The sequence below is a fragment of the Adlercreutzia caecimuris B7 genome, from assembly GCF_000403355.2.
In the GTDB taxonomy this organism is placed as follows: domain Bacteria; phylum Actinomycetota; class Coriobacteriia; order Coriobacteriales; family Eggerthellaceae; genus Adlercreutzia; species Adlercreutzia caecimuris.
Genome location: NZ_KE159646.1, coordinates 2109126 through 2131439, shown reverse-complemented (window position 1 = coordinate 2131439; position 22314 = coordinate 2109126). Strand labels below are relative to the sequence as shown.

The 22314-nt window shown below is 64.3% G+C and carries 15 protein-coding genes and 1 tRNA gene; 14 read left to right on the top strand and 2 right to left on the bottom strand.

Annotated elements, in window-relative coordinates; all coding sequences use genetic code 11:
• The first annotated feature begins 304 nt into the window (after positions 1 to 304).
• The 5 genes from C811_RS12630 (at position 305) to C811_RS12610 (ending at position 7649) form a co-directional block, all read left to right on the top strand.
• Positions 305 to 1738 carry a UPF0236 family transposase-like protein gene (locus tag C811_RS12630; RefSeq protein WP_016310047.1) on the top strand — a complete coding sequence of 478 codons (1434 nt, stop codon included), beginning with the start codon at positions 305 to 307 and terminating at the stop codon, positions 1736 to 1738.
• A 150-nt stretch (positions 1739 to 1888) separates the two neighbouring features.
• Entirely contained in the window at positions 1889 to 3559 is a 1671-nt protein-coding gene (locus C811_RS12625) for a sensor histidine kinase (RefSeq protein WP_016310046.1), read from the top strand.
• A 28-nt stretch (positions 3560 to 3587) separates the two neighbouring features.
• Positions 3588 to 4295 (top strand): response regulator transcription factor, encoded by a 708-nt coding sequence (locus C811_RS12620; RefSeq protein ID WP_016310045.1) that lies wholly within the window; start codon positions 3588 to 3590, stop codon positions 4293 to 4295.
• A gap of 342 nt (positions 4296 to 4637) precedes the next feature.
• Entirely contained in the window at positions 4638 to 7061 is a 2424-nt protein-coding gene (locus C811_RS12615) for a molybdopterin-containing oxidoreductase family protein (RefSeq protein ID WP_016310044.1), read from the top strand.
• A 12-nt stretch (positions 7062 to 7073) separates the two neighbouring features.
• The gene (locus C811_RS12610; protein WP_016310043.1) at positions 7074 to 7649 is read left to right on the top strand and encodes a 4Fe-4S dicluster domain-containing protein; all 576 of its coding nucleotides are present in this window, start codon (positions 7074 to 7076) and stop codon (positions 7647 to 7649) included.
• A gap of 427 nt (positions 7650 to 8076) precedes the next feature.
• On the opposite strand, the gene C811_RS12605 is transcribed toward C811_RS12610, so the two are convergent.
• Both C811_RS12605 and C811_RS12595 read right to left on the bottom strand, forming a co-directional pair.
• A complete protein-coding gene (locus C811_RS12605) occupies positions 8077 to 9549 on the bottom strand; it encodes an ICP22 family protein (protein ID WP_016310042.1) in 1473 nt (490 codons plus the stop codon).
• Positions 9550 to 10006: 457 nt separating this feature from the next.
• Positions 10007 to 10093 (bottom strand) — tRNA-Leu (locus tag C811_RS12595).
• 681 nt (positions 10094 to 10774) lie between these two features.
• On the opposite strand from C811_RS12595, the gene purE reads away from it, so the two are divergent.
• The 9 genes from purE (at position 10775) to C811_RS12550 (ending at position 22237) form a co-directional block, all read left to right on the top strand.
• Positions 10775 to 11236 carry a 5-(carboxyamino)imidazole ribonucleotide mutase gene (gene purE, locus C811_RS12590; RefSeq protein WP_016310041.1) on the top strand — a complete coding sequence of 154 codons (462 nt, stop codon included), beginning with the start codon at positions 10775 to 10777 and terminating at the stop codon, positions 11234 to 11236.
• Positions 11237 to 11238: 2 nt separating this feature from the next.
• Positions 11239 to 11862, top strand: coding sequence for a MarR family transcriptional regulator (locus C811_RS12585; RefSeq protein WP_016310040.1), 624 nt, complete (start codon positions 11239 to 11241; stop codon positions 11860 to 11862).
• A 250-nt stretch (positions 11863 to 12112) separates the two neighbouring features.
• A complete protein-coding gene (locus tag C811_RS12580) occupies positions 12113 to 14632 on the top strand; it encodes a molybdopterin-containing oxidoreductase family protein (protein ID WP_016310039.1) in 2520 nt (839 codons plus the stop codon).
• An 18-nt stretch (positions 14633 to 14650) separates the two neighbouring features.
• Entirely contained in the window at positions 14651 to 15289 is a 639-nt protein-coding gene (locus tag C811_RS12575) for a 4Fe-4S dicluster domain-containing protein (RefSeq protein ID WP_016310038.1), read from the top strand.
• 82 nt (positions 15290 to 15371) lie between these two features.
• Positions 15372 to 16001 (top strand): TorD/DmsD family molecular chaperone, encoded by a 630-nt coding sequence (locus C811_RS12570; RefSeq protein ID WP_016310037.1) that lies wholly within the window; start codon positions 15372 to 15374, stop codon positions 15999 to 16001.
• Positions 15998 to 17371 carry a 4Fe-4S binding protein gene (locus C811_RS12565; RefSeq protein WP_016310036.1) on the top strand — a complete coding sequence of 458 codons (1374 nt, stop codon included), beginning with the start codon at positions 15998 to 16000 and terminating at the stop codon, positions 17369 to 17371. The genes C811_RS12570 and C811_RS12565 overlap by 4 nt, the downstream gene beginning before the upstream one ends.
• Complete coding sequence (locus C811_RS12560) at positions 17368 to 18882, top strand: molecular chaperone TorD family protein (protein ID WP_016310035.1); 1515 nt, start codon at positions 17368 to 17370, stop codon at positions 18880 to 18882. The genes C811_RS12565 and C811_RS12560 overlap by 4 nt, the downstream gene beginning before the upstream one ends.
• Before the next feature lie 176 nt (positions 18883 to 19058).
• Entirely contained in the window at positions 19059 to 21512 is a 2454-nt protein-coding gene (locus C811_RS12555; protein ID WP_016310034.1) for a thiamine pyrophosphate-dependent enzyme, read from the top strand.
• Positions 21509 to 22237 (top strand): 2-oxoacid:acceptor oxidoreductase family protein, encoded by a 729-nt coding sequence (locus tag C811_RS12550; protein WP_016310033.1) that lies wholly within the window; start codon positions 21509 to 21511, stop codon positions 22235 to 22237. The genes C811_RS12555 and C811_RS12550 overlap by 4 nt, the downstream gene beginning before the upstream one ends.
• Positions 22238 to 22314 lie beyond the last annotated feature (77 nt).

Genomic DNA, 22314 nt, shown 5'->3' with positions numbered 1-22314 from the left:
GGGAGCCCTCTGCTATGAGCCTCGATAGCTCACAGCTTGGTGGATGCCTCCCATTTGTCACTGTCTGGATGTAAACAGCGTCTCAGCGCTAAACAATTAGGTCGCCGGCCTTAATCCAAATATGGCCAAGCTGGAGTGAAGCCCGAGCAGGGGAATCTCGGCGTAAAGTTTTTGGGGGGCGCAGCGCGGCGTGAGCCGCGCCGGGGACGAGGGAGGGCGCGGCCCTTCCGAGGACCGGCCTGTCAATGAGAAAGAGGTTCCCCTATCCTTTTGTTCGACCAAGAACGGAGAAAAGGAGAACCTCGTGGACAATGATAGCAGCTTGAGGGAGGCGGCAGTGGCCTCGATGGCGGAGATGTTCCTGTCCAGCGCCAGGGGCGCTGCCGACTTCGCGGCCTTCGAGGACGCGGCCATGGCCGCCGGCCACTCGATGATGGCCGAGGCCATGGGGCGGGCTCTCGAGGCCAGGGACGCGGAGCTGTCGGCCGGCAGGCCGGCGGGGCTGCGCCTGCGCGACCTCAGGGAGCGCACGCTGGCCACCGAGGTCGGCGACGTCGCCTTCTCGCGCCGCCGCTACCGCGACGGGTCCGGAGGGGCCGTCTACCTCCTCGACGACGCCCTCGACCTGCCCTGGGGCGCCCGCGTCTCCCCGGGCGCGGCGGCCTTCCTGGTCGCGGCCGGCACCATGGCCTCCTACGCCCGCACCGCCTCGCTGCTGGCCCGCCGCGGCTCGCACGTGAGCGCGACGGCGGTGATGGGCTGCCTGCGGTCGGCCGGCGCGCTGTGCGCCGAGGAGGACGAGGCCGCGGCCGAGTCGCTCTACTCCGACGGCGTCGTCCCCGACGCCGAGCGCGAGCGGGCCTGCCTGCTCGTGGAGGCCGACGGCACCTTCTTCAGCGTGCAGCGCCCCGCCGAGGGGGCGCCCCGCCGCGTCGAGCTCAAGGCGATGGTGGCCTACGAGGGCAAGGTGGCCGAGGGGCGCAAGGTGCGCCGGGTCGCCCCCTTCCACCACGCCGTCGTCGGCACCGCCGGCGAGCTGTGGTCGCAGGGCGTGGCGGCCATGGGCTCGCGCTGGGACCTGTCCAGGCTGGAGCGGGTGCACCTGGGCGGCGACGGCGAGCCGTGGTGCTCGGCGCTGGGCGCGTGGCTCCCGCGGGCCGAGGTCGTCTTCCGCCTCGATCCCTTCCACGTGAACCGCGCGATCCTCGCCGCGCTGCCGGACAGGCGCCTGGCGGCGATGCTGATCGGGCTGGTCCGCGACGGCGGCGCGGAGGCGGCCGTGGCGCTGCTCAAGGGCGCGCGCGACCTGGGGCTGGCCCGGGGGCGGACGGGCGGCGCGGCGATCGGGTACCTGGAGGGGAACCTGGCCTCGGTCGCCGCGGCGGGGCCCTCGCTCGGCACGATGGAGTCCGACAACCAGCACCTGTACGGCGCGAGGATGGACTCGGTGCCGTGCGGGTGGTCGGAGGCGGGCGCCTGCGACATGGGGCGCCTCGTGAGCCGCCGCGAGAGCGGCCGGGCCGTCCCGCGCATGACCCGCGGGCGCTCGGCGACGCCCCGCCGCAGGGGCCGGCGGGAGGCCCGCGAGCTGCGGTCGCTGGAGCGCGGCGGGGCGAGGGCCTCGGAGGTGGTACAATCCGTCGGGAGCGGGTACGAGCCGCCCCATCGCGCCAGCGTGGCGCAGATGGCGCCCGTCGTGCCGCTCGCGGCCGGCCTGGACTCGGGCATGGCCTTCTAGGATGCGGGAGCCTCCGCCCCCATCAACTTTACGCCGTCCAGGGGAATTGTGTGCCTTTTTCGCAACGTCGCCCATGGAGTATACTGCGCTCTAAAGGGGCGAAAGGCCAGGGACAGGGGAGGTCCCCTGTAAGAGGTAGGGAGGCGTCTCATGAAAGCCAATCTTGAGCTGAGGCTTGCCCTGCCCACCACCATCGTCATTTCTCTGCTTCTCGTTGTGAGCGTCGTGTTCGATGTCTGGCTGCAAAAGCGACAGGCGGAAGAAACCCTGTTCGAGCAGGCGTATATACTCTCCCAAGAGATGCAGTCCGTATGGGACTTCGTCTCGGTGAACCAAGACACCATCAACACCAATGGCGACGGCACCTACACGTTCAAGGGTCTTCACTGCTCCATCGTCGGCACATCGGTCGGCGCGCTTTTTACCAATCGCACCGATTACGTCATTCGCTACGTTTCAGATCGCCCGCGTAATGCAAAAAACTCGCCTGACGCGTTCGAATCGGGAGCCATAGACGTATTCAAGGGCAATGAGAACCTGGGGGAATACGCTTCGTTCGATACCATGAAAGACGGCGAAGACTACTACCGCTATGCCGTGCCTCTCCGTATGCAGGCGACATGCGTTGATTGCCATGGTGCGCCGGCAGGAGAAATCGATGTGACGGGCTTTCCCAAGGAAGGGCTCGCTACAGGGGATTTGGTGGGTATCGCAAGCATCTCCATACCCGTGAAGGCCTATCAGGAAAATCTTGCAGATCAAATTATCCAACAGGGTTTTCTCTCTTTTGTGGTATTGGCTGCCTGTCTGCTCACGGTGATATTCGTGACCAGGCGATATGTGATCAAGCCTCTTGGCAGCGTCGCCTCGGCCGTGCATAAAATCGGTTCGGGAGATTTGGACGCGCGCATCGAAATCGACCCCTCTACGACGAAGGGGGAGATTCGCATGCTCTCGATTTATGTCAACGACATGGCCGACGATCTTGATTCCCTCCACAAAGACCTCGAGAACCTCGTAGAGGTTCGCACTGAGCAGTTGGGCGAAGCCAACGAGAAGCTGACAACCCAAGCCCGCGAATTGGCGTCCATGAACGAGCGGTTGCGCGCCAACGACCTGTACAAATCACATTTCTTCACAATGATGAGCCATGAGCTGCGCACTCCCATTACCGCCATTCGTGCCTATATCGACATGCTCGACGATCCGAAGGTTCTTGACGAGGGCGCCCGGGGCAACGCCGTGGATGCGATCCGCACCAACGTCCATACGCTCTCGAGGCTTGTGGACAACATTCTCGATTCGGCCCGGATCGAGGCGGGCGCGGCCCAGCTCGAGAAAAGCGTTGTCGATACCGCCGACATCATGAACGAACTGGCCCGATCGCTTGAGCCTTTGGCGATGGACAAGGGAATCGCCCTGGAAATTGTCTCCGACGATGACGTGCCCCTTCTTCTCACTGATGAGGAGAAGCTTCTCCATATTCTCGAAAACCTCGGTTCGAATGCCATCAAGTATACCGAGCGGGGAGGGCATGTAAGGGTAGGCGTTCTTCTTTCCGACGATGGCATGGTGAGATTCGAGGTGGCCGATGATGGGGCGGGCATCTCGGAGGACGACCAGCGGATTATCTTCGACAAGTTCACGCAGGGCAAGGGCCTGGTGGCGCGTCCGGTCAGTGGCAGCGGCTTAGGCCTTGCTCTGGCAAAGGAGTATGCAGAATTTCTCGGGGGTGGTATTCTGGTAAGAAGCGAGCTGGGTCTTGGTAGCACCTTCACGGTTTTCATACCATTTGAAGAGCCCGATTTCGATCTCGAATAAGCCTATACCTCGAGTCTAAGGGGGGCCTATGGCCGAGAAGACGATTCTTATTGTCGATGACGAGAAGAGCATTCGCGATGCCGTGACGTTCTACATGAAACGAGAGGGGTTCGGGGTTATCCCGGCAAAAGACGGCGCCGAGGCTTTGGAAATCTTCGAAAGAAGCCATGTCGACCTTGTTATTCTCGATATCATGATGCAGGGTTACGGCGGGTTCGAGGTATGCTCCGCCATTCGGGACAAGAACAGCACCTTGCCCATTATCATGCTATCGGCGAAGAGTGATTTGGTGGACAAGAGCCTTGGGTTCAAGTTAGGAGCCGACGACTACATCACCAAGCCCTTCGAGCCAGCTGAGCTGGTCATGCGCGTCAACTCGTGCCTTCGGCGGAGCCAGGCGTTCGTCTCGGAGGGATCGTCGGGCAATGGGGACACGGGCGCGACTATCGTCTTGGGGGATCTCGTGATAGATACTCGCACGCGCCAGGTAACTGCACAGGGGAAGCACCTTGATCTGACGGCGAAGGAATACGGCATCCTGCTTCTTCTCGCTCAGCATCCCAACGCCGTTTTCACGCGCCAGCAGATCCTCGATGCAGTCTGGGGGTATGAGTATTACGGGAGCGCCGGGGTTGTCGCGGTATTCATTCGCAAGTTGCGCGAGAAGATAGAGGCTAACCCTTCGAAGCCCGTTCACATCATCACCGAGTGGGGCGTCGGCTATCGCATTGTGTGATCGCGCATTCGCGGTAATAAATGGTAATAATTATTAATACCTCCTTTAATTGAAATCTAAGAAATGCCCCGTACTATACGAGGTGTCATGGGTGCGGCGTCGAGAAGCGCTCGGTTGAAGAAGCAGGTCTGCCCTTGCGTCCTATCGCGCGACGCGCCCGCATGAGGAGAACAGGAGGAACTCATGGGAAAAAGGGAGAAGCTGGGTGCGGGTTCTGTGCCGACGGCAACCCGAGCCGACGGCGGTCCGACGATTAATCGAAGGGAGTTCGCTGCGGCGGCGGGTGCCTCTGCTGTCGCTTTGGCCCTTGGGGGATGCGCTCCGAAGCAGGAGCCTCACGCTATGGCCGATACGAGCGCAAAGGACACCGTGGCGGCCACTCAGGGGGAGGCCCTTGAGAAATTCACGGTCACCAGCGGCTACAACTGCTGCTACTGCACCATTCAGGGCTATAAGCGAGATGGCTCTATCGTGTACATAGAGCCGGGAGAGCTGCCCCGTATGCCCGAGCGCAATCATGCTTGCCAGCGTTGCATGGCCTGGTGGCAGCGGGCTGTCGATGAGAAAGAGCGCGTCATGTATCCCATGAAGCGCACCGGCGAGCGCGGAAGCGGGCAGTTCGAGCGCATCTCCTGGGACGAGGCTATCGATCTTGTGGCCGAGAAGCTCAGCGCCGCCATCGCGAAAGACCCCCGATCGGCCAGCTTCTACATCTTTACCGGCAACATGTGCACCTTCGATTGGTTCGCTCCGGCGCGCATGGCCCATTGTATCGGCGCGACTACCTGGGCCATGGAGGGCATCATGGGCGATCACGCCACGTCGGTGGGGTTCACTATGGTTACCGGCAATCCCGATCCGGGCCACGATGCGCTCGATTTCATGAACTCAAACATGATCCTCTTTTTTGGCACCAATATGGTCGATACCATTGTCCCCTCGGCGCGCTTTCTCGCTCGGGCGAAGGAGAAGGGCACGAAGCTCGTTGTCTTGGATCCGCGGCTCAGCTCGACGGCTGCCATGGCCGATCAGTGGATTCCCATCAATCCGGGAACTGATACGGCCCTCGTTCTCGCTATGATGAACGTCATCATCAAGAATGACCTGCACGATAAGACTTGGCTCGCCAATTATTCGTGTGCACCGCTGCTTGTCTCCGATGTTGATGGGAGCTATATTCGCACCAAAAGCGGTGCCTATTGCGCTTGGGACACCTCGGCTAACGCTGCGGCTGAGGCCGCACCGTCGCAAGGCGAGGACGACGGCACCTCGGGGCCGGAAAGCACCTGGGCCCTCACCGGCCACTTCGAGGTGGACGGAGTGCCCTGTCATCCGACCATGGACGACCTCGTGGCCGAGGTTGCGAAATGGACTCCCGAGCGAGCTGCCGAAATCACCGGCGTCGACGCTGCTACCATAGAGTCGCTGGCCCTGGACTATGCCAAGGCTCAACCGGCAGCCATTCAGACCTGTACCGGATCGTCGCGTTATTACCACGGCTACGAGATATCCCGTGTAGCGGCGACGCTTTCCGGCTTGTGCGGCTACACCGGCCGCGCTGGCGGCGGCGCCTCGCGCAACAATGGCGGCGCCCCCATTGATGGTGCGTCCTTGAGCTTTACCGGCTCGTCGGGGTCTGATGTTCCTCTTATGAACTCGGCTGAATGGGACGTAGTGGGCGACGGCGAGTCGTTCGGTACGTTCATGGGCGCGACATTGGCCCTGTACAGCACCGACCCCGAGGCCTATCGTAGCGCCCGGGTTTTCAAGAGCTCCGAGATCTACGATGCAGCGATCACGGGGGATCCGGTTCCCATCGACTTCCTGTACATCGCCACGGCGAATTTCATCAACCAGAGCCCTGACGCCCACAAAGTCATAGACGAGGTCTTTCCCGCCATCGACTTCATCGTAACTGCCGACCCGTTCAACACCTGGACTGCCCAGTACTCCGATCTTGTGCTTCCCGCCTCGACTTGGCTTGAAAACTGGGACATCTCCACCAGTGGCACCGGCCCTTATATTCGCGTGAACAAGCCCGTCATCGAGCGCGTGGGAGAGAGCAAGTCGGACACGGAGATCATGACCCTGCTCGCGAAGAAAATCGGGCAGGAGGCGGCTTGGAACAAGACGGACGAGGAGTGGGTGCGCACCTTCCTCGATAGCGACCATCCCGCTTTCGAGGGTTGCAATATCGATGACGTCATCAACGAGGGCATTCTCGCTCGCGCGGATGGCATTTATGATCGCGCCACCTATCCTTTGGGTGATAAGGTGTTCGCAACTCCCACGGGCCGCTTAGAGTTCTATACCGAGCTCCTCTACCCCTTCGGCGCCCATGTTCCCACATATCTGCGCGGAGAAGACAATCCCGAGAACCAATTTGCAGACAAGTACCCGCTGATGTTCATCCAGTACCACGATCGCGCCCGGGTTCATACCCAGCATGCCAAAGTGAAGCTCCTCGAAGTACTGGAAACCGAGCCTCACCTGCATATCAACCCCGACGATGCGGCAGCTCGCGGCGTTGCCCACGGAGATGTGGTGCGCGTCTTCAACGACCGGGGGTCGTTCAAGTGCAAGGCGCTTGTGACCCCCGGCATCGTGAAGGGCGCGGTCGCCATGGGCCAGGGTTGGGAGCCGCGGGACTTCATCGAGGGTCATTACCAGTATTTGACCCATTACGCGAAAAACCCCGTCGAAGAGGCCATCAGTATGACCAACGCCGCATTCTACGATGTGCGTGTCGAAATAGAGAAGGCCTAAGGAGGGATAGCGATGAGCACGGCTCAGTATGGAATGGTTATCGATTTGCGCAGCTGCACTGGATGCCAAACGTGCGTCGTTAGCTGCAAGACCTCGAATGAGGTGCCGGAAGATGGCTGGTGGAGCCATGTGACGGACTACTATGGCGGCGAGGTGTATGTGGCCTCGACCGACGGCGGGAAGGTGTCCATGAGGTTCCGACCGACCCTCTGCAACCACTGCGAGAACCCGGCCTGTGTCTCGAATTGCCCCACGGGTGCTATGCACAAGAACGATGAAACGGGCATTGTCGCGGTGGATCAGGGCATTTGCATCGGCTGCAACACGTGCGGCAAGTCGTGCCCCTACGGTGTTCCCGTTCTTCAAGCTGAGCGCGGCGTCATGGGGAAGTGCAATCTCTGCGCGGGCCGCATCGATCAGGGCAAAGACCCCTTCTGCGTCCAGGCCTGCCCGACGCGCATTCGCAAAGTGGGGCTGATCTCGGATCCCGAGAGCGAGGTGTCCAAGCTTATCGCCGAGAGCGGTGCGCAGGTATACCAGCCGGAGAACGGGACGGGCCCTTCGGTGTACTACATCCTTCCCGCCTGACCGAAGGGCACAGAGCCTTGTCGCCTTGCGCGGACGCCACTCTCCCGGCGTCCGCGCTTTTGCGTTCGTGGAGACGCCTGTTGATCAGCTGGATGGATGCGAGGATCCGCGGGCGTTGCCCATGGCGAAGATACTCCAAGGAGCGAAGGACGGCTGGTGTTGGCGAGCCGGCACCTATCGAGTACTGGGCACCTCTTGCCACTCGTCGATGGGGCGGGAGATGGTCGCCCTGGAGCGCCTGGCGGGGAGACAGGCGCTCCAGTTCTTGGTTTTGGAAGGCCCCTTCAGTGTCGAGCGGCATTCCCTCCTCTGCGGTGACTTGCGCCACTACCCATCCGTGGGCCGCCGCTTCCTGTCCGATGCTGCCGAGCAACGCGGTTTTGCCGGGGCCCCGAGGGCCAATGAGCATGGTGGTGAGGGTGCGGCTCTAGTCGTTCTTACGCCGGTTGCGGTGGCGCAGGGCGAAGGCGATGGCGGCTACGATGCCGGCGGTCACGGCGACGGCTGCCACCACGGCGAAGGCTGTGCGGTCGCCCGTTTGGGCGAGCTTCTCTCCCTCGCGCAGGCCCGTCTCGTAAACGTTCTTCACATAGTCGGTATCGGTTTTGCTCACGGGGTTCTCGATCATCTCATCAGTGATCTCCACCTTTTCGTGGGCATCGCCGGAGGCTATGAAGTCGTTGACCACCTCGTCTTTGCTGGGAACGGCTGCTTCGATTTCGTCTTTGTTGAACGTGGTGTCATTCGGCCGATCCGACGGGGCCGACGTGCCGCCATCGGGGGTTGAGGCGGAACCGTCGTTTGAGCTATCGGCGGGCTCGTTGGAGGGGTTGTCTTCGCCGCTCTGGTCCGGCGCCTCGCCGCCATCAGGCGACGTGGTGTCGTCGGGAGCTGGAGCGGCGCCGTTGTCGGGTGTGGTTCCGTCATCGGGCTGAGTCGTGCCACCATCGGGTGTGGCTTCACCATCGTCGGGTTTCGTTTCGTCATCGGGGGGCTTTACGCCATCGGGGATGTTCGGGGAATTGGGAACGTAGAGCACGTTGATGACGTTGTCGTCGGGGTTCACGCCCACGCGGATCTCGGTCGGGTAGGTGTCCACCACGTAGGTGCCGTCGATCTTGTACTCGTAGGCATCGCCCTTCACGAGCTTGTCGAAGCGCTGGTCAGTGAAGGTTTCGGAGCCCATCTTGATGAACTTCACGTCATCGGGCTTCAGGGCATCTTTCCAGTTGTCGGCCGATAGATCGGCGTTTTCCATGAGGTAGTAGTTCACCGTGTACTCGTTGTTCCACAACTTGAAATAGAACAGCTTGATCACATTGTCATCGGGGTTCTCGCTGAGGGTGAGGTTCTGCGGCCAGCCGTCCCAGAAGAAATAACCGGGAATGTCGACTACGTAGTCCCAGGCGTTCAGGGTTTGTCCGACGTGCACGTCTTTGAGCTCGTAGGTTCCCAGAAGCACGCGACCCTCGTCATCGGGTTCCACGTCGCCGTCATCGTAACTGACGTTCTCGTAGTACATGATGGTGGCCGTGGTGGCTGCGGCGTCGGTGCTGGCTTCAGCGTCGCTGTCGGCTTGTTCGGCGCTGGCGGTCTTGTCGGCTAGTTCAGCGCTCGGGCCGGCGTCGGGGGCGGCGCTGCTGTCGGCTGGTTCGGGGCTTGGGGCGTCCTTCTTTTGCGTCGGCGACGTTTCGGCGGAAGCATCGGCTTCGTTCGAGGTAGCTGGCGCTTCTTCGCCGTCAGCGTTTTCCGCGGCCTGTTCCGTCGGGGAAGTGGATGCGAGGTTGCGGCCGATGTCGTCTGCCGGCTGGCTTGCGCAGGCGCTCAGGGAGGCGGCCAGGCATCCCGCAAACAAGCACGAGAGAAGGACGGGGATGGGTTTTCTCGTTGAAGCAGCCATGGCGCGCTCCCATTCTCGACGTAGCGAAGGTTCTTCCTCACTAAAAAGGTCATCGCAAGTATAGGAAGGCGGGCTCGTGCGCCCCGCGTCCTCACCCAACCTGTCACCAACCCTTCCGCAACCTGTTGTTCCGCGGACACTTCATAAGAGAACTTGCGCACTTTGAGGCCCGGTGGCCAGCGCGTGGCTTCTCTGGCCTGTTTCGGCGCCTACGACATAATGCGGCCCGACCCCGAGCTGATTGGGGCCAACGGCGCTGCTCAGATGGCCATGGTGGGCAAGGCCCTCGTGTCGGTGCGATGGTTCGCCGGGGCCGACAGGCCATTTCGGCCCACACTGACCAGGCGCAAAAGGAGTTCTACGAGCTCAATCTGGGTTTCCCCAAGCGATCGCTGCGGCATCTGGCGGTCTTGGGAAAAAACAAAAACGCCCTCCGAAGAGGGCGTTTGCTTTAAAGTGGTGCGGGCGAGAGGACTTGAACCTCCATGGGGTTGCCCCCATACGGACCTGAACCGTACGCGTCTGCCAATTCCGCCACGCCCGCAGGTGCTGTTTCGGCTTTGCCAAAAGAGCATAGTAGATAATACCCGACTTAGGGGACCCGTGCAAGAATTTTTTTCGGGAAATGTCTGAATGCGCCTATTCCCCGCGCAGAATGGCGTCAGCGGTCTCGGCAAGGGCGGCATCGGTCTCGTCCTGTTGACGGCGACAGGCCTCCCCCCCCTCGCGCGGGAGAACAGAGAGCGCCCGCATTCAGGAGGCGCCGCCGATAGGATTGCCCATATCCTCGGGAGGCGCCAAGTCGGCCCTGCAGATCTGCGATGTGGGAAACGCCCGCTGATTCGGGTCGCGAGTTTCTGAAGTGCCTGATTTTGTGCGGTAAACTCCGCGAAGTAGATTCGGGCGCGCAGTTTCGGGGTGTAGTGAGGGCAAAAAGCAACGGAAATGCGGTCTTTCTGGGTGAGACCGAGGTGATGGAGTCTATCTCGCGGAGTTTGCTGCGCAAAAAGGCCCATTACGGAAACAGGCTTCCTCGGGCTCACGGCGGAAGGGTGCAGTGCGTTTCCCGCTATTCCCGTTAAATTCGTCCAAAAGCGGGGAGGGCCGTTGGCTGAAACGAAATCTCCGGCCCCCTGCGTCTTCCGGCTTCGGCGGCTATAATAGCGAGGATCGAAGCACAAATCGATGGAGTGCAGACGCAGGCGCACGAGGAAAGGACGCGACCATGGCAGAGGCAACCCCGGTAGTGGGCATCATTATGGGATCGGAATCGGATATGCCGGCCATGGAGCCGTGCATGGCCCAGCTGGACGCCATGGGCGTACCCTACGAGGTGAAGGTGGCAAGCGCCCACCGCAAGCCGGCCGTGGTGCACGAGTGGGCCGAGACCGCGGCTGATCGCGGCATCAAGGTGATCGTGGCCGCTGCGGGCAAGGCCGCGCACCTGGGCGGCGTGGTGGCCGCGTTCACGCCGTTGCCGGTTATCGCCGTGCCCATGAAGACGAGCGATCTGGGCGGCCTGGACTCGCTGCTGTCCATGGTGCAGATGCCCTCGGGCGTGCCCGTGGCTTGCGTGGCCATCAACGGCGCGAAGAACGCCGCCATCCTGGCCGTGCAGATGATGGGCACGAACGATCCGGCCATGTTGCAGAAGGTGGCCGACCTGAAGGCGGAGATGGCCTCGTAGCCATGGCCTCTCTGGAGGAGTGGGGAGACGCGCTCGCGGCCCTGAAAGACTGCCTGGGCTCAGGGCCGCTGGGCGTTGGGGAAGTAGAGGCGCTGCGGGTTGTGGCCCGACAGCAGCCCCTGTTGGCGGGGGAGTTAGCCGTGGGGCTTTCGCTGCCGCCATCGCGTGTGGCGGCGCTGGTGCGTTCGCTGATCGAGTTGGATGTGGTGGCCGAGCGCGTCAGCCCGAAAGACCGTCGCCGCAGCCTGCTACGCGTAACGGCCCGCGGCGAGAACGTGCTGTTCGAGCTGACCCAGGCATTGGGGGCCGACGGGCTGGATTGCTGCTTCGCCATCGCCCAGCATCTGCGCCAGGCAGCGCGCCGTGCGCGAGAGCGCGGCGCTGCGCTGACCGTGGGGCAGGTGGCGCTGCTGGCGCTCGCGCGGGAGCAGGAACTGCTTTCCGTGGGCACGGCGGCCACGTGTTTGGGGATGGGCCAGTCAAGCGTGTCCATGGCGGCCCGTGCCTTGCAGCGCCGCGGCCTCGTGGCGCTTCGGCCGTCGCCTCAGGATCGCCGTCAGCACCTTATTGGTATAACTGCTGAAGGACAGCGGCTTCTATCTGCGATATATCAAAAGGAAAACTAATATTCCCATCTGCTGGGCGCCGCCGTTTACGGCCCATTTTCCCGTGGCTATAATGCGCAGTGTTCGATGGCACCCTGTTCCCCGTCGCGTTGGAGGAGAGCGCGGCGCCCGGAATGATCTCCTTTGCCATCGGCGGTTGAACCCGCGCAATTGGGCCGGGCGGAAGGTTCCCGCCCCGGTTCTCCCATGCGCGGCACGGACGGGATGGCTGTCGTGGCACAGCCGCCCTCGAGAGGATAGGGGAGATTCTATGGCAACCTCATTGACCCGCCGCACCTTTCTGAAGGGAACGGGCCTCGCCGCCGCGGGCACGGCCCTGGCCGGCACTCTGGCCGCCTGCAGCCCTGGCGGCGACATGCAGAATCTGGAGACCGATCAGAACGAGAAGAAGGAAACCAAGCTGTCCGTCACCGGCGACGAGTACTTCTGCACCTGCAGCTGGAGCTGCTCGTTCTGCCAGTACAACATCTATGTGCGCGATGGCAACGTCGTGAACATGCGCCCGAAGAAGGACTATCCCTTCCGCACCTGCCTCAAGGGCAAGTCGCGCATCACGCGCACCTATTCCGAAGCGCGCATCCAGTATCCCATGAAGCGCGTCGAGGGCACGCCCCGCGGCGGCGGCCAGTGGGAGCGCATCACCTGGGAAGAGGCCGGCGAGCTCATCGGCGAGCAGTGGAAGAAGACCGCGGAAACCTACGGCCCGCTTGCGAACTCCGTCTACATGGGCGGTGGCGGCGCCCAGGGCTCGCTCCATGGTTCCTCGGGCCTTATCATGCGCATGTTCAACGCCACCGGCTGCACGAAGTGGGACTACTCCTTCGATAACGCCACCAACACGGGCCTGACCCGCGGCGGCATCCAGTGGTTCGATCAGAACGAGCCCACCGACTTCGTGAACTCCGACTACATCGTCATGTTCGGTGCCAACCCCATCTTCGCCCAGATCCAGATGGCGAAGTTCCTCTTCGATGCCCAGGACGCCGGCGCGAAGGTGGTCGTCATCGACCCGCACTATTCCGCCACCGTGGCCAAGGCCGACAAGTGGATTCCCGTGAACATGGGCAACGACACGGCGCTGTTCCTCGGCCTCATCAAGCGCTTCATGGACGAGGAGACCTACGCGAAGGACTTCGTGCTGAACCACACCTGCGCCCCCTACCTCATCGACAAGGAGACCGGCATGTACGTGCGCGGCTCCCAGTTCGGCGAGGGCCTGCACGAGGGCCCCGTGTTCTGGGTGACCGGCGAGCCCACCGAGATCGACCCCATCATGGTGTGGTCGGAAAGCGAGAAGAAGCCGGTGCCCTTCGATACCTGCGCCGACCCGGCATGGACCTGCCCCGACGACAAGTACATCACCGCCTGGGACAAGTTCAAGGACCATGTGGCCGAGTGGACCTTCGAGCGCGTGGCCGAGGTGTGCGAGATTTCCCACGAGGACTTCGACTTCCTCTACGACGTGCTGCAGCCCGCTAACAAGGTGGCCCACTACATCAACTTCGGCACCGGCGCCTACGAGAACGGCCTGCAGGCGGCCTATGCCATGACGGCGCTTATCGCCATGACCGGCAACTTCGGCGAGCCGGGTCGCTCCGTCGGCGGCTTCGACATGATGTACGGCAACTTCTTCGGCCATGCCTCCGCCGTGCCCTCCAACGGCAATATGTGCAAGGCGGTGACCTTCCTGGCCGCGGCCGACATCATGAGCTCCGGCAAGCTCATGGGCGAGGACTACCCGGTGAAGACGCTGTGGGTGTCCCATGGCGGCATGATCGGCGGCTCGGTGAACTCCAACCGCGTGAAGAAGGAGATCCTCGATCCCATGGAGATGATCATCGTCGAGGACAACTTCATGACCGATACGGCCCGCTATGCCGATATCCTGCTGCCGGCCTGCGATATGTACGAGTACGAGGACGTGGTGCCCCTCGGCCATATGCGCACCGTGCGCCTGTCCGAGAAGTGCATCGAGCCTATGTACGAGGCCAAGCCCGACGCTGAGATCACCCGCTTCATGGCCCCGTACCTGGGCGTGGGCGACATCGTGAACGAAGTGGACGACGATATGTGGTGGAAGGGCACCTTCGAGGATGTGCCCGCGGCGGTGGAATGCGGCATCACCATGGAGACCCTGCGTCAGAACAAGGAGATGCGCTATACCAAGGAAGAGCCCTATATCGGCAACGTGGGCCTCACGAACTTCATCACCGAGACCGGCCGCCTCATGTTCTACGTGGACACCCCGGCGCCGCGCACCCCGTCCAACTACGACATTTCCAACGTGGAGCGCGAGCAGATGCCCACGTGGTTCGAGAACAAGATCTCCGGGGCGCACTCCGAGTACGCCGCCGATTACCCGCTGACCTGCATGTCGTGGCGCAACCCCTCCCGTGTGCACATGACTATGTTCATGGACACCTGGGCCCGTCAGTTCAACGACCAGCCCCGCCTGTTCATCAACCCCGCCGACGGCGCGAAGTACGGCGTGGAGGACGGCTCGGAGATCTTGGTGTCCAACTGGCTCGGCGAGTGCGTCATGGTGGCCAGCTTCAACAGCGGTATCCGCGAGGGCTGCACGGTGTACTACAAGGGCTACGCCGAGAACGAGACCAAGCGCGGTTCCATGGGCTCTATCACTACCGACTACGCCGACCCCTATGCCGTGAACTGCTCGTTCTTCGACAACCGCGTGAAGATCGAGCCCTGGGACGGCTCCGGCGCCAACGATGAAGCGGCATTCACCCCCACCATCCAGGGTGCGGAATAAGAAGGGACGGGAATATTCATGGCTAACAAATACGGCATTGCGATCGATTACCGTCGCTGCATCGGCTGCGGAAGCTGCTCGGTTTCCTGCAAGCTGGAGAACAACCTGCCCAACGACGTGTGGTACTGCACGGTGAATACCGTGGGCGGAGCGGGGAAGGATTGCCCCGGCGGCTCCTATGGGGCCAACACCATCGCCTACCAGCCCCTGCGCTGCCAGCACTGCGAGAACCCGGCCTGCGTGGCGGTGTGCCCCACCGGCGCCACGGCCAAGGACGAGGAAACGGGCATCGTCACCCAGGACACCGAGACCTGCATCGGCTGTCAGAGCTGTGTGGAGGCCTGCCCCTACCAGGCCATTGGCGCGGGTGTGCGCACCTACCTGGAGGCCGAGCCGGAGTTCCTGGTGGGCTTCCCCGTGGGCAACAGCGAGGCGCCGGCCCACGTGAAGAACACCGTGGAGAAGTGCAACCTGTGCTATCAGCGCATCTCCGAGGGCGACCTGCCGGCTTGCGTGGAGGGCTGCCCCACCTATGCGATGACTTTCGGCGACCTGAACGATCCGGAAAGCGACATCTCGAAGCTCATCGCCGAGCGCGAGAGCGAGCAGCTGCTGGTTGACGCCGGCACCGGTCCGTGTATGTACTACCTGAAGTAGAAGGTGCGGGGCCTCGCCGGGGAGCGGGGCCCCTCTCTGCGTTACCATAGGGATGCGCAGCCAACGGGAGAGGGGATATTCCATGGCAACCGTACTGGGAACGATGGCGAAACTGCTGGCCGTGGCCTGGCGGCCTCCGACGGCCGGCCCGTGGATCGAGGCGGTCGTCTCGGGCATGATGGCTCGCGATTTGGCGGCGACGGCGACTGCGCTGGAACTTCCGCCCGCGGCCATCGAGGCCTGCGCCGACGCCCTTGCCACCTACGAGGGCGCCAACGGCGACGAGACGATGCACGCCCTGCGCCGCGAGGAGACGCGGTTGTTCATCGGCCCCGATCCCGTAGTGGAAAACGCCGAGGGCACCTGGTTGCAGCGGGAGCACGGGGTGAGGCACCCGATCCGCATGATCAACAACCACACCAAGGCCGTGGCCGATTTCATGGCAGGCTGCGGCGTGGTGCGCAAGGCCCACTACAACGACTGCATCGACTACCTGTTCAACGAGCTCGACTTCTGCGGTTATCTGGCCGACGGGGGCGAAGCCCTGGAACAGCGGGGCATCGATGGCGCCGAGCGTTTGGAGGCCTTCGCCGCCGAGCATTTGTCCCAGTGGGTGCCCGGGTTCTGCGCCGAGGTCGAAGGCGCATCCGTCGAGCCGTACTATCGAGGGCTGGCGGTGCTGACCGGGGCATTCGTGCGGGCTCTCTCGTGAATGCGAGCGAGCGCTACGGCAGCGACCGGCCCATCAAGGTGGACATCCTGTTCGCTGAGGATCGCTGCATGCATCGCAAGAGCGTGTTCGCCCGGTGCGATTCCTGCGTGAGCGCCTGCCCGAGCCATGCCATCCATCGGGAAGGGGAGGCGGCCGTCCCTCGGTTCGATGCGGCGCTGTGCCTCCATTGCGGCACGTGTCTGTCGGCTTGCCCCTTCGAGGCCTTCCGGGCGACGAACTTTTCCGAGCGGCGAGCGCTCAAGCGCATGGGCGGCCAGGGGCCGGTGCGCGTGCGCTGCTGGTTGCCTCACGGCGAGCTTTCCGCCCTGGCTTCGCCCACCGACACCTACCAGATGGCCGTGTGCTTGGCGGCCCTCACGCCTGCGGCGCTGTTCTCCATGGCCTGTGAACGGGAATGCACGCTGGTCACCGATCGCTGCGAGGCTTGTGCGCTGTATCGAACCGTGGGTCCGGTGCTGCGCGGGAACATGGAGCGGGCCCGGGCGCTTCTGGGCGACTGGTATCGGGCGGAAAACCTCATCGACAGCGGCGGGATCGCCTTTTCCGGGGGCGAGGTCGCTGCCGAACCGCCCGCGCCGGCCGAAGGGGCCGCTGCCCAGCCGCCCGCGCCGGCCGAGCCGCTCGCGGCTGAGGTTGCCGCTGCGACGACGGCTGGGGCATCGGCTCCGGCTTCGGCCGGCCCTGCGCCGCGATTTGCGGTTCCGGCGACAGGTGCCGAGCGCGATGCGGGGGCCGAGGCTGGCGTGTCAAGGGATGGGGAACGCGGCACTTCCGGCTTCCGCTCTTCGGCTCGGGCGCTGTTTCGCCGGGTAATGGCTGCGAAGGACGAGACGGTCGACGGGTCCGAGGGCGTCGGTTCTCCCTCCCGTTCGGTGAAGCGCCACGCCATCGGATGGCGGCTGCACCTTGAGCGGTACTGGCGGGACGAGGCAGCTCGCACCGATGGGGGCACTTACCAGTGGCCCGTGCAGCAGGTAGATGATCGGCGCTGCGCCGGATGCGGCACCTGCGCCCAGATGTGCCCCACCGGGGCCATTCAGCTGACCGCGGAAGACGGCGCGCTCGTGTACCGCTTCAACGCGGGGCTGTGCTCCGAATGCGAGCTGTGTCTGCGCTCCTGCGCCCAGCGGGCCATTCGGCGCGGCGCTCGGGCAGCGGCCAACCCCTTCGAGGCGCGGGAGGCCTATCGCCAGCCCATAGCTCCCTGCCGCCGTTGCGGCGATCTGGCCCCGGCCCGCTCCCAGGTTGATGGCTTGTGCCGCCCGTGCGCCTTGGAAACGGGGGCGGCATCATGGGCCCCGGCGGGTGAGCCCCCTTCCTCGTCCGATGAGGGGACGGCTTGCCCATGATGCCGTCCGCGGAGCGTTTCCTCCTCGTTCAGCGTCTCTATCGATTTCTGGCGCGAACCAGTCTGACCTTGGGCGATGTGACGCTGCTGGAAGGGGCGTGTCTGGCCCTGGCCGCCCAGCGCCCCGAAGGTGTGGTGGCCGCTGAGGCCGCGGCCCTTCTGCGGGTGAGTCGGGAGCAGCTCGATAAGGCCACGGCGGTGCTTGCGGATCGCGAGCAGATTTTCTGGGAGCGCAGCCCTCGGGATCGGCGCACCTTCGCGTTCCGCGTTACGGCCAAAGGGGCCGATGCCGCGGCGCTTCTCGACGAGGGTCTGGCCATTGCGCTCATCGGTCGGAGCCGCCTTCTCACCGAGGCGGGCTTCGATCGGTTGGTGACCCTGCTCCACCGGTGCTTCGGGGAGCCGGGAGCGGAGGGGGCTGCCTTCCTGCTGCCGGCGCCCGCTCTGGGTGCCCTGGCGTCCTGGGGCGCGGCGGTGGCCCAGGCCGGGGCCCAGCGCGGCGTGCCCTCGGGCCAGATCATGGTGTTGGGACACGTTCACGGCCTCGGTGCTGCGGTAAGCGTCGCCTCCCTGGCGGCGGCCCTGGACGCATCGCTGCCGGCCATGCGGCTGCAAGTTGAGAGGATGGTGGAGAAGGGCCTGGTAGCGTTCGACTCCTCCTGCGACGGGGTGCGCTTGGAGCCGGCGGGGGCCCAGCGCCTGTCCGGGGTGCTCTCCCACGAGGCGGTGGAGCGCGTGCGGGATGCCGTGGTCTCCCCCTGGGCCTGCGATGCGCACCGAGCCGAGGCCTTCGACGAGCTGATGAGCTTGCTGGACTACGTGTTCGACGGCGGCGAAGAGGGCCCGGCCTTGGCTCCCGTTCGCCTTGGCGCGGCGAGCCGTCCCTCGGCTCTGGCGGCTCTTTATGCGCTGCTCGCGCGCCTGTTCTCCTATCCCGAGCATCGCCAGGCCGAAGAGCATACCTCCCTGGAGCTGCTCGATCGGGTGCGCGGGCTGCTTGCGGGGCTGGGGCTGGGCGAGGGGCTGCCCGTCGACCTGGCCACGCGCTTTGAGACCTGGGCCGCCGCCAGCCCGACGACCCGCGCCCGCGATCTGCGGGCCGAGTTCACGCGCCTGTTCTACGGCTATCCCCGTCTGGTATCCCTTGTCGGCTCCCGCTGGGTGGTCCAGGGGCGCACGGAGTTCTCCCGGGCCCATGGCGAGCGGGCGGCGGTCGGCTTGGAGTACCGCAAGCTGGGCCTGAAGAACCGTCCCGGCAATCACGACCCCTTCGACGCCCTCGTGAGCGAACTGGATTTTCTCTCCTATGTGACCTCTCTTGAGGCTCGCGCCTTCGAGGGGGGAGATGCCGGCAGCGCCCGGGAATGGGAGCGCTTGCGCCTCGATTTCTGCACCCACCACTTCGGCGAGCTCGCCCGGGGCTCTGCCCGGGCTATCACGCAGCACAGCGACAACGCCTTTCTCGCCCTGTATGCCTGGCTGCTCGATCTCGTGGCCGACGGAGCCGCCTGAGGCCATGCGGGGCTGCCTGAGGTTCAAACGGTCCTCTCCCCGTGCGAGGTGCTGCCTGCGCATTCGGTTTGCACGGACCCTCGGGGCCGCTCTCGCATCTCCCGAGGGTCTTCATCGGCCGCTCCCCTGTGGCCCCTGATATACTGGGGATAAGACCCGAGGGAATGAGAGCGGTTATGGCGAAGAAACTTCTGATGGGCAACGAGGCATTTGCCCACGCGGCCCTAGAGGCCGGGGTGAACGTGGTGGCGGGTTATCCCGGCACGCCGTCGTCCGAGCTGGTGGAAACCGTGGCGAAGCTGCATGGGGCCGGCACGGCCCGGGACGTGCATGTGGAATGGTCTACCAACGAGAAGGCGGCCCTGGAAATGCTCGCGGGCGCGTCCTACTGCGGGGCCCGGGTGCTGTTCACCTGCAAGCAGGTGGGGCTGAACGTGGCCTCAGATGCTCTCATGTCCCTGAACTACGTGGGGGTGGGCGGCGGCTGTGTGCTGTTCGTGGCCGACGATCCGGGTCCCATTTCCTCCCAGACCGAGCAGGACACGCGCCGCTTCGGAGCCTTCGCGAAGGTGCCCGTGCTCGACCCGGCCACCCCTGAGCAGGGCTTTGCCATGATGGGCGCGGCCTTCGACTTGTCGGAGCGCTACCACACGCCGGTCATCGTGCGTCCCACCACGCGCATCAACCATGCGTCCACGTTTTTCGAGGTGGCCGATGAGACCCACGGCCGCCCGCTGCCCGCCGAGGGCTTCCAGAAAGATCCGAAGTGGGTCATCTTCCCCAAGCGGGCCTTTGAGGGCCACGGCGAGATCAACCGCCGCCTGGCCCAAATTGCCTGGGACTACGCCTATGATCCGGCGCTGGCGCAGTTCAACGAGGTGTTCGAGGGGGGCGGAGAGGGAGCCGCCGCAGCCGCCTCCGCTGCGACGACCGGCACGACCGGTGCCGTGCAGCCCACAGGCGGGGAAGGAGCCGGCCGCACTTCCGCTGCCGGCCAGGCCGCAAGAAATGCGGCGCCTGCGGCGGCGGCCCCGGAAGCGGGCACCTCGGGGGTTGAAGAGCCCCGCGTGGGCATTGTGGCCGGGGGCGTGTCGGTGGCCTATGCCCGCGAGGCTCTGGCACTTTTGGAGCGGGAGGCTGCTCGGGCGGGCGTTTCTGTGCCCCGTTACCGCTTCTTCGCCGTGGGCACGCCCTACCCCTTCCCCGTGGAAACGGCGGCGGCCTTTGCGGAGGGGCTTTCCGATGTCATCGTCTTCGAGGAATTGGATTCGGTGCTGGAAGAGGAGATGCAGAAGTTGGCCGGCGTGCGCCACCTGTCCCTGCGCGTGCACGGCAAGCTGACCGGTGCCGCCAACGACCGCGGCGAGAACACCGCCGAGAACATCGCCGGCCGCCTGGGACGGTTCTTCGATCGAACGCGGGCTGCCCTTCCAATTCCGCCGCACGAGGACGGAGGCACCTCCACGTGCTCAAGCAAGTCCTCGCTTTCGGAAAAAATGGGATCAGAAGTGTATCCCATTTTTTCCGAGTCTGCGGAATCTGCGCGCGAGGAGGTGCCTCCGTCCTCGCGCTACTCGTCTGAGGTCGAAAGGACTGATTCCCTCGCCGCCCTTGCGGCCCGCACTATCGGCGCGAACCGCCTCAGCTATGACGGCGTGCTGCCCGTACGGCATCCCGTGCTGTGCGCGGGATGCCCCCATCGGGGCAGCTTCTACGCCGTGAAGCAGGCGCTCAAGGGGCGCGAGGCGGTGCTCTGCGGCGACATTGGCTGTTACACCCTCGGCAATGCCAAGCCCCTCGATGCCGTGGACACCTGCCTGTGCATGGGCGCTGGCATCACCATGGCCCAGGGCTTCTCGGTGGTGGAGCCCCATAAGAAGTCGGTGGCCTTCGTGGGCGATTCCACGTTCTTCGCCAGCGCGCTCACGGGCATTGCGAATGCCGTATACAACGGCCACGACGTCACCTTCGCCATTCTGGACAACGCCACCACGGCCATGACGGGCAGCCAGCCGCATCCCGGCACCGGCGTTACGCTCATGGGCGAGAAGCGGCGGCCCATTGTGATCGAGGAGGTGCTGCACGGCTTGGGCGTCCAGCACATCGGGTTCGCGAATCCGCACAGCGTGGAGATGTCCGTGGCGGCGGCCCGCGCGGCCATCGATTACGACGGGCCTGCGGCCATCATCTTCCGCGCCCCGTGCATTCAGCTGAAGAAGCCGGCGGAGCCGGTGCGCATTAGCACCGAGCTTTGCGCCGGTTGCAAGAAGTGCATCACCTCCATTGGTTGTCCCGGCATCGGCTTCGACGAGGGGCTGCGCGGTCCGAAGTCGGGCGAGCGCGGCCAGGCCTTCGTGGATGGCAGCCTGTGCGACGGCTGCGCCCTGTGCGTGCAGGTGTGTCCCTTCGGCGCCATCGAGGGGGCCGTGGGCTTCGGCGGTGCGGTGGCCGTGGAGCCGGCCAGATACACCCCAAATCCCGAGCCGTTCCAAACGGGGGAAATCCCCGTGGTGCTTGCCGACGAGCGGAACGATTTCCAAGAGACGGAATTGCGCGGCGAGCCTGACCAGACGCCCGGCGAGGCCCTGGGCGCGGCGGAAGGCTCACTGGAGGAAGGGGGTGCCCGATGATCGACATTCTGTTGGCGGGTGTGGGCGGCCAGGGCACGGTGCTGGCGGCGAAGGTGCTGGCCCAGGCGGCGCAGTCCAAGGGCTGGCAGGTGCGCACGGCCGAGACCATCGGCATGGCCCAGCGCGGCGGCAACGTGACGAGCCATGTGCGCATGGGCTCAGGTGGTGAAGAGGTGCTCTCGCCGCTCATCACGCCAGGCACGGCCGACATGGTCATTGCCTTGGAGCCCGGCGAAGCGGCCCGGGCGCTGCCGTTCCTGGCTCCGGGCGGCGTGCTCGTGACGGCTACCACGGCCATCCAACCCGTGACCACGGCCCTGGCCGGTGAGCCCTACCGCGCTGGCGATGTGGTGGCGGCCCTGGCGAACTCGCTTCAGGCCGAGGCCCCGCGTGAACAGGCAGCCGCCGCCGATGCGGCCGATGAGGCGGCTGCGAGCCTCGACGCCGCCGATGGGGCGATCGCCATAAAGGACACCCAAGCTCCCGGCGTGGACGGTTATCCCGTGCTTCTCTTCATCCCCGTGGACGACGAGGCGCTCGTGGCGCACCTCGGCGCTGGCTCCCGCAAGTCGCTCAACATGATGCTGCTCGCCGTGGCCGTGGCCCAGGGCCGCATCCCCCTTACCGTGGCCGAGCTGAAGGCAGCCGTGCAAGCCTGCGTGAAACCCCAGTTCGTCGCCATGAACCTCGAAGCCATCGACCACGCCGCCGACGCCTACGGGTAGGCGCCCTGCTTCTGTTAGCTTGAAAAATCTCCGATTCTAGAGAAAAATTCGTGAAAAAATCTCCCAAATTGGAGATT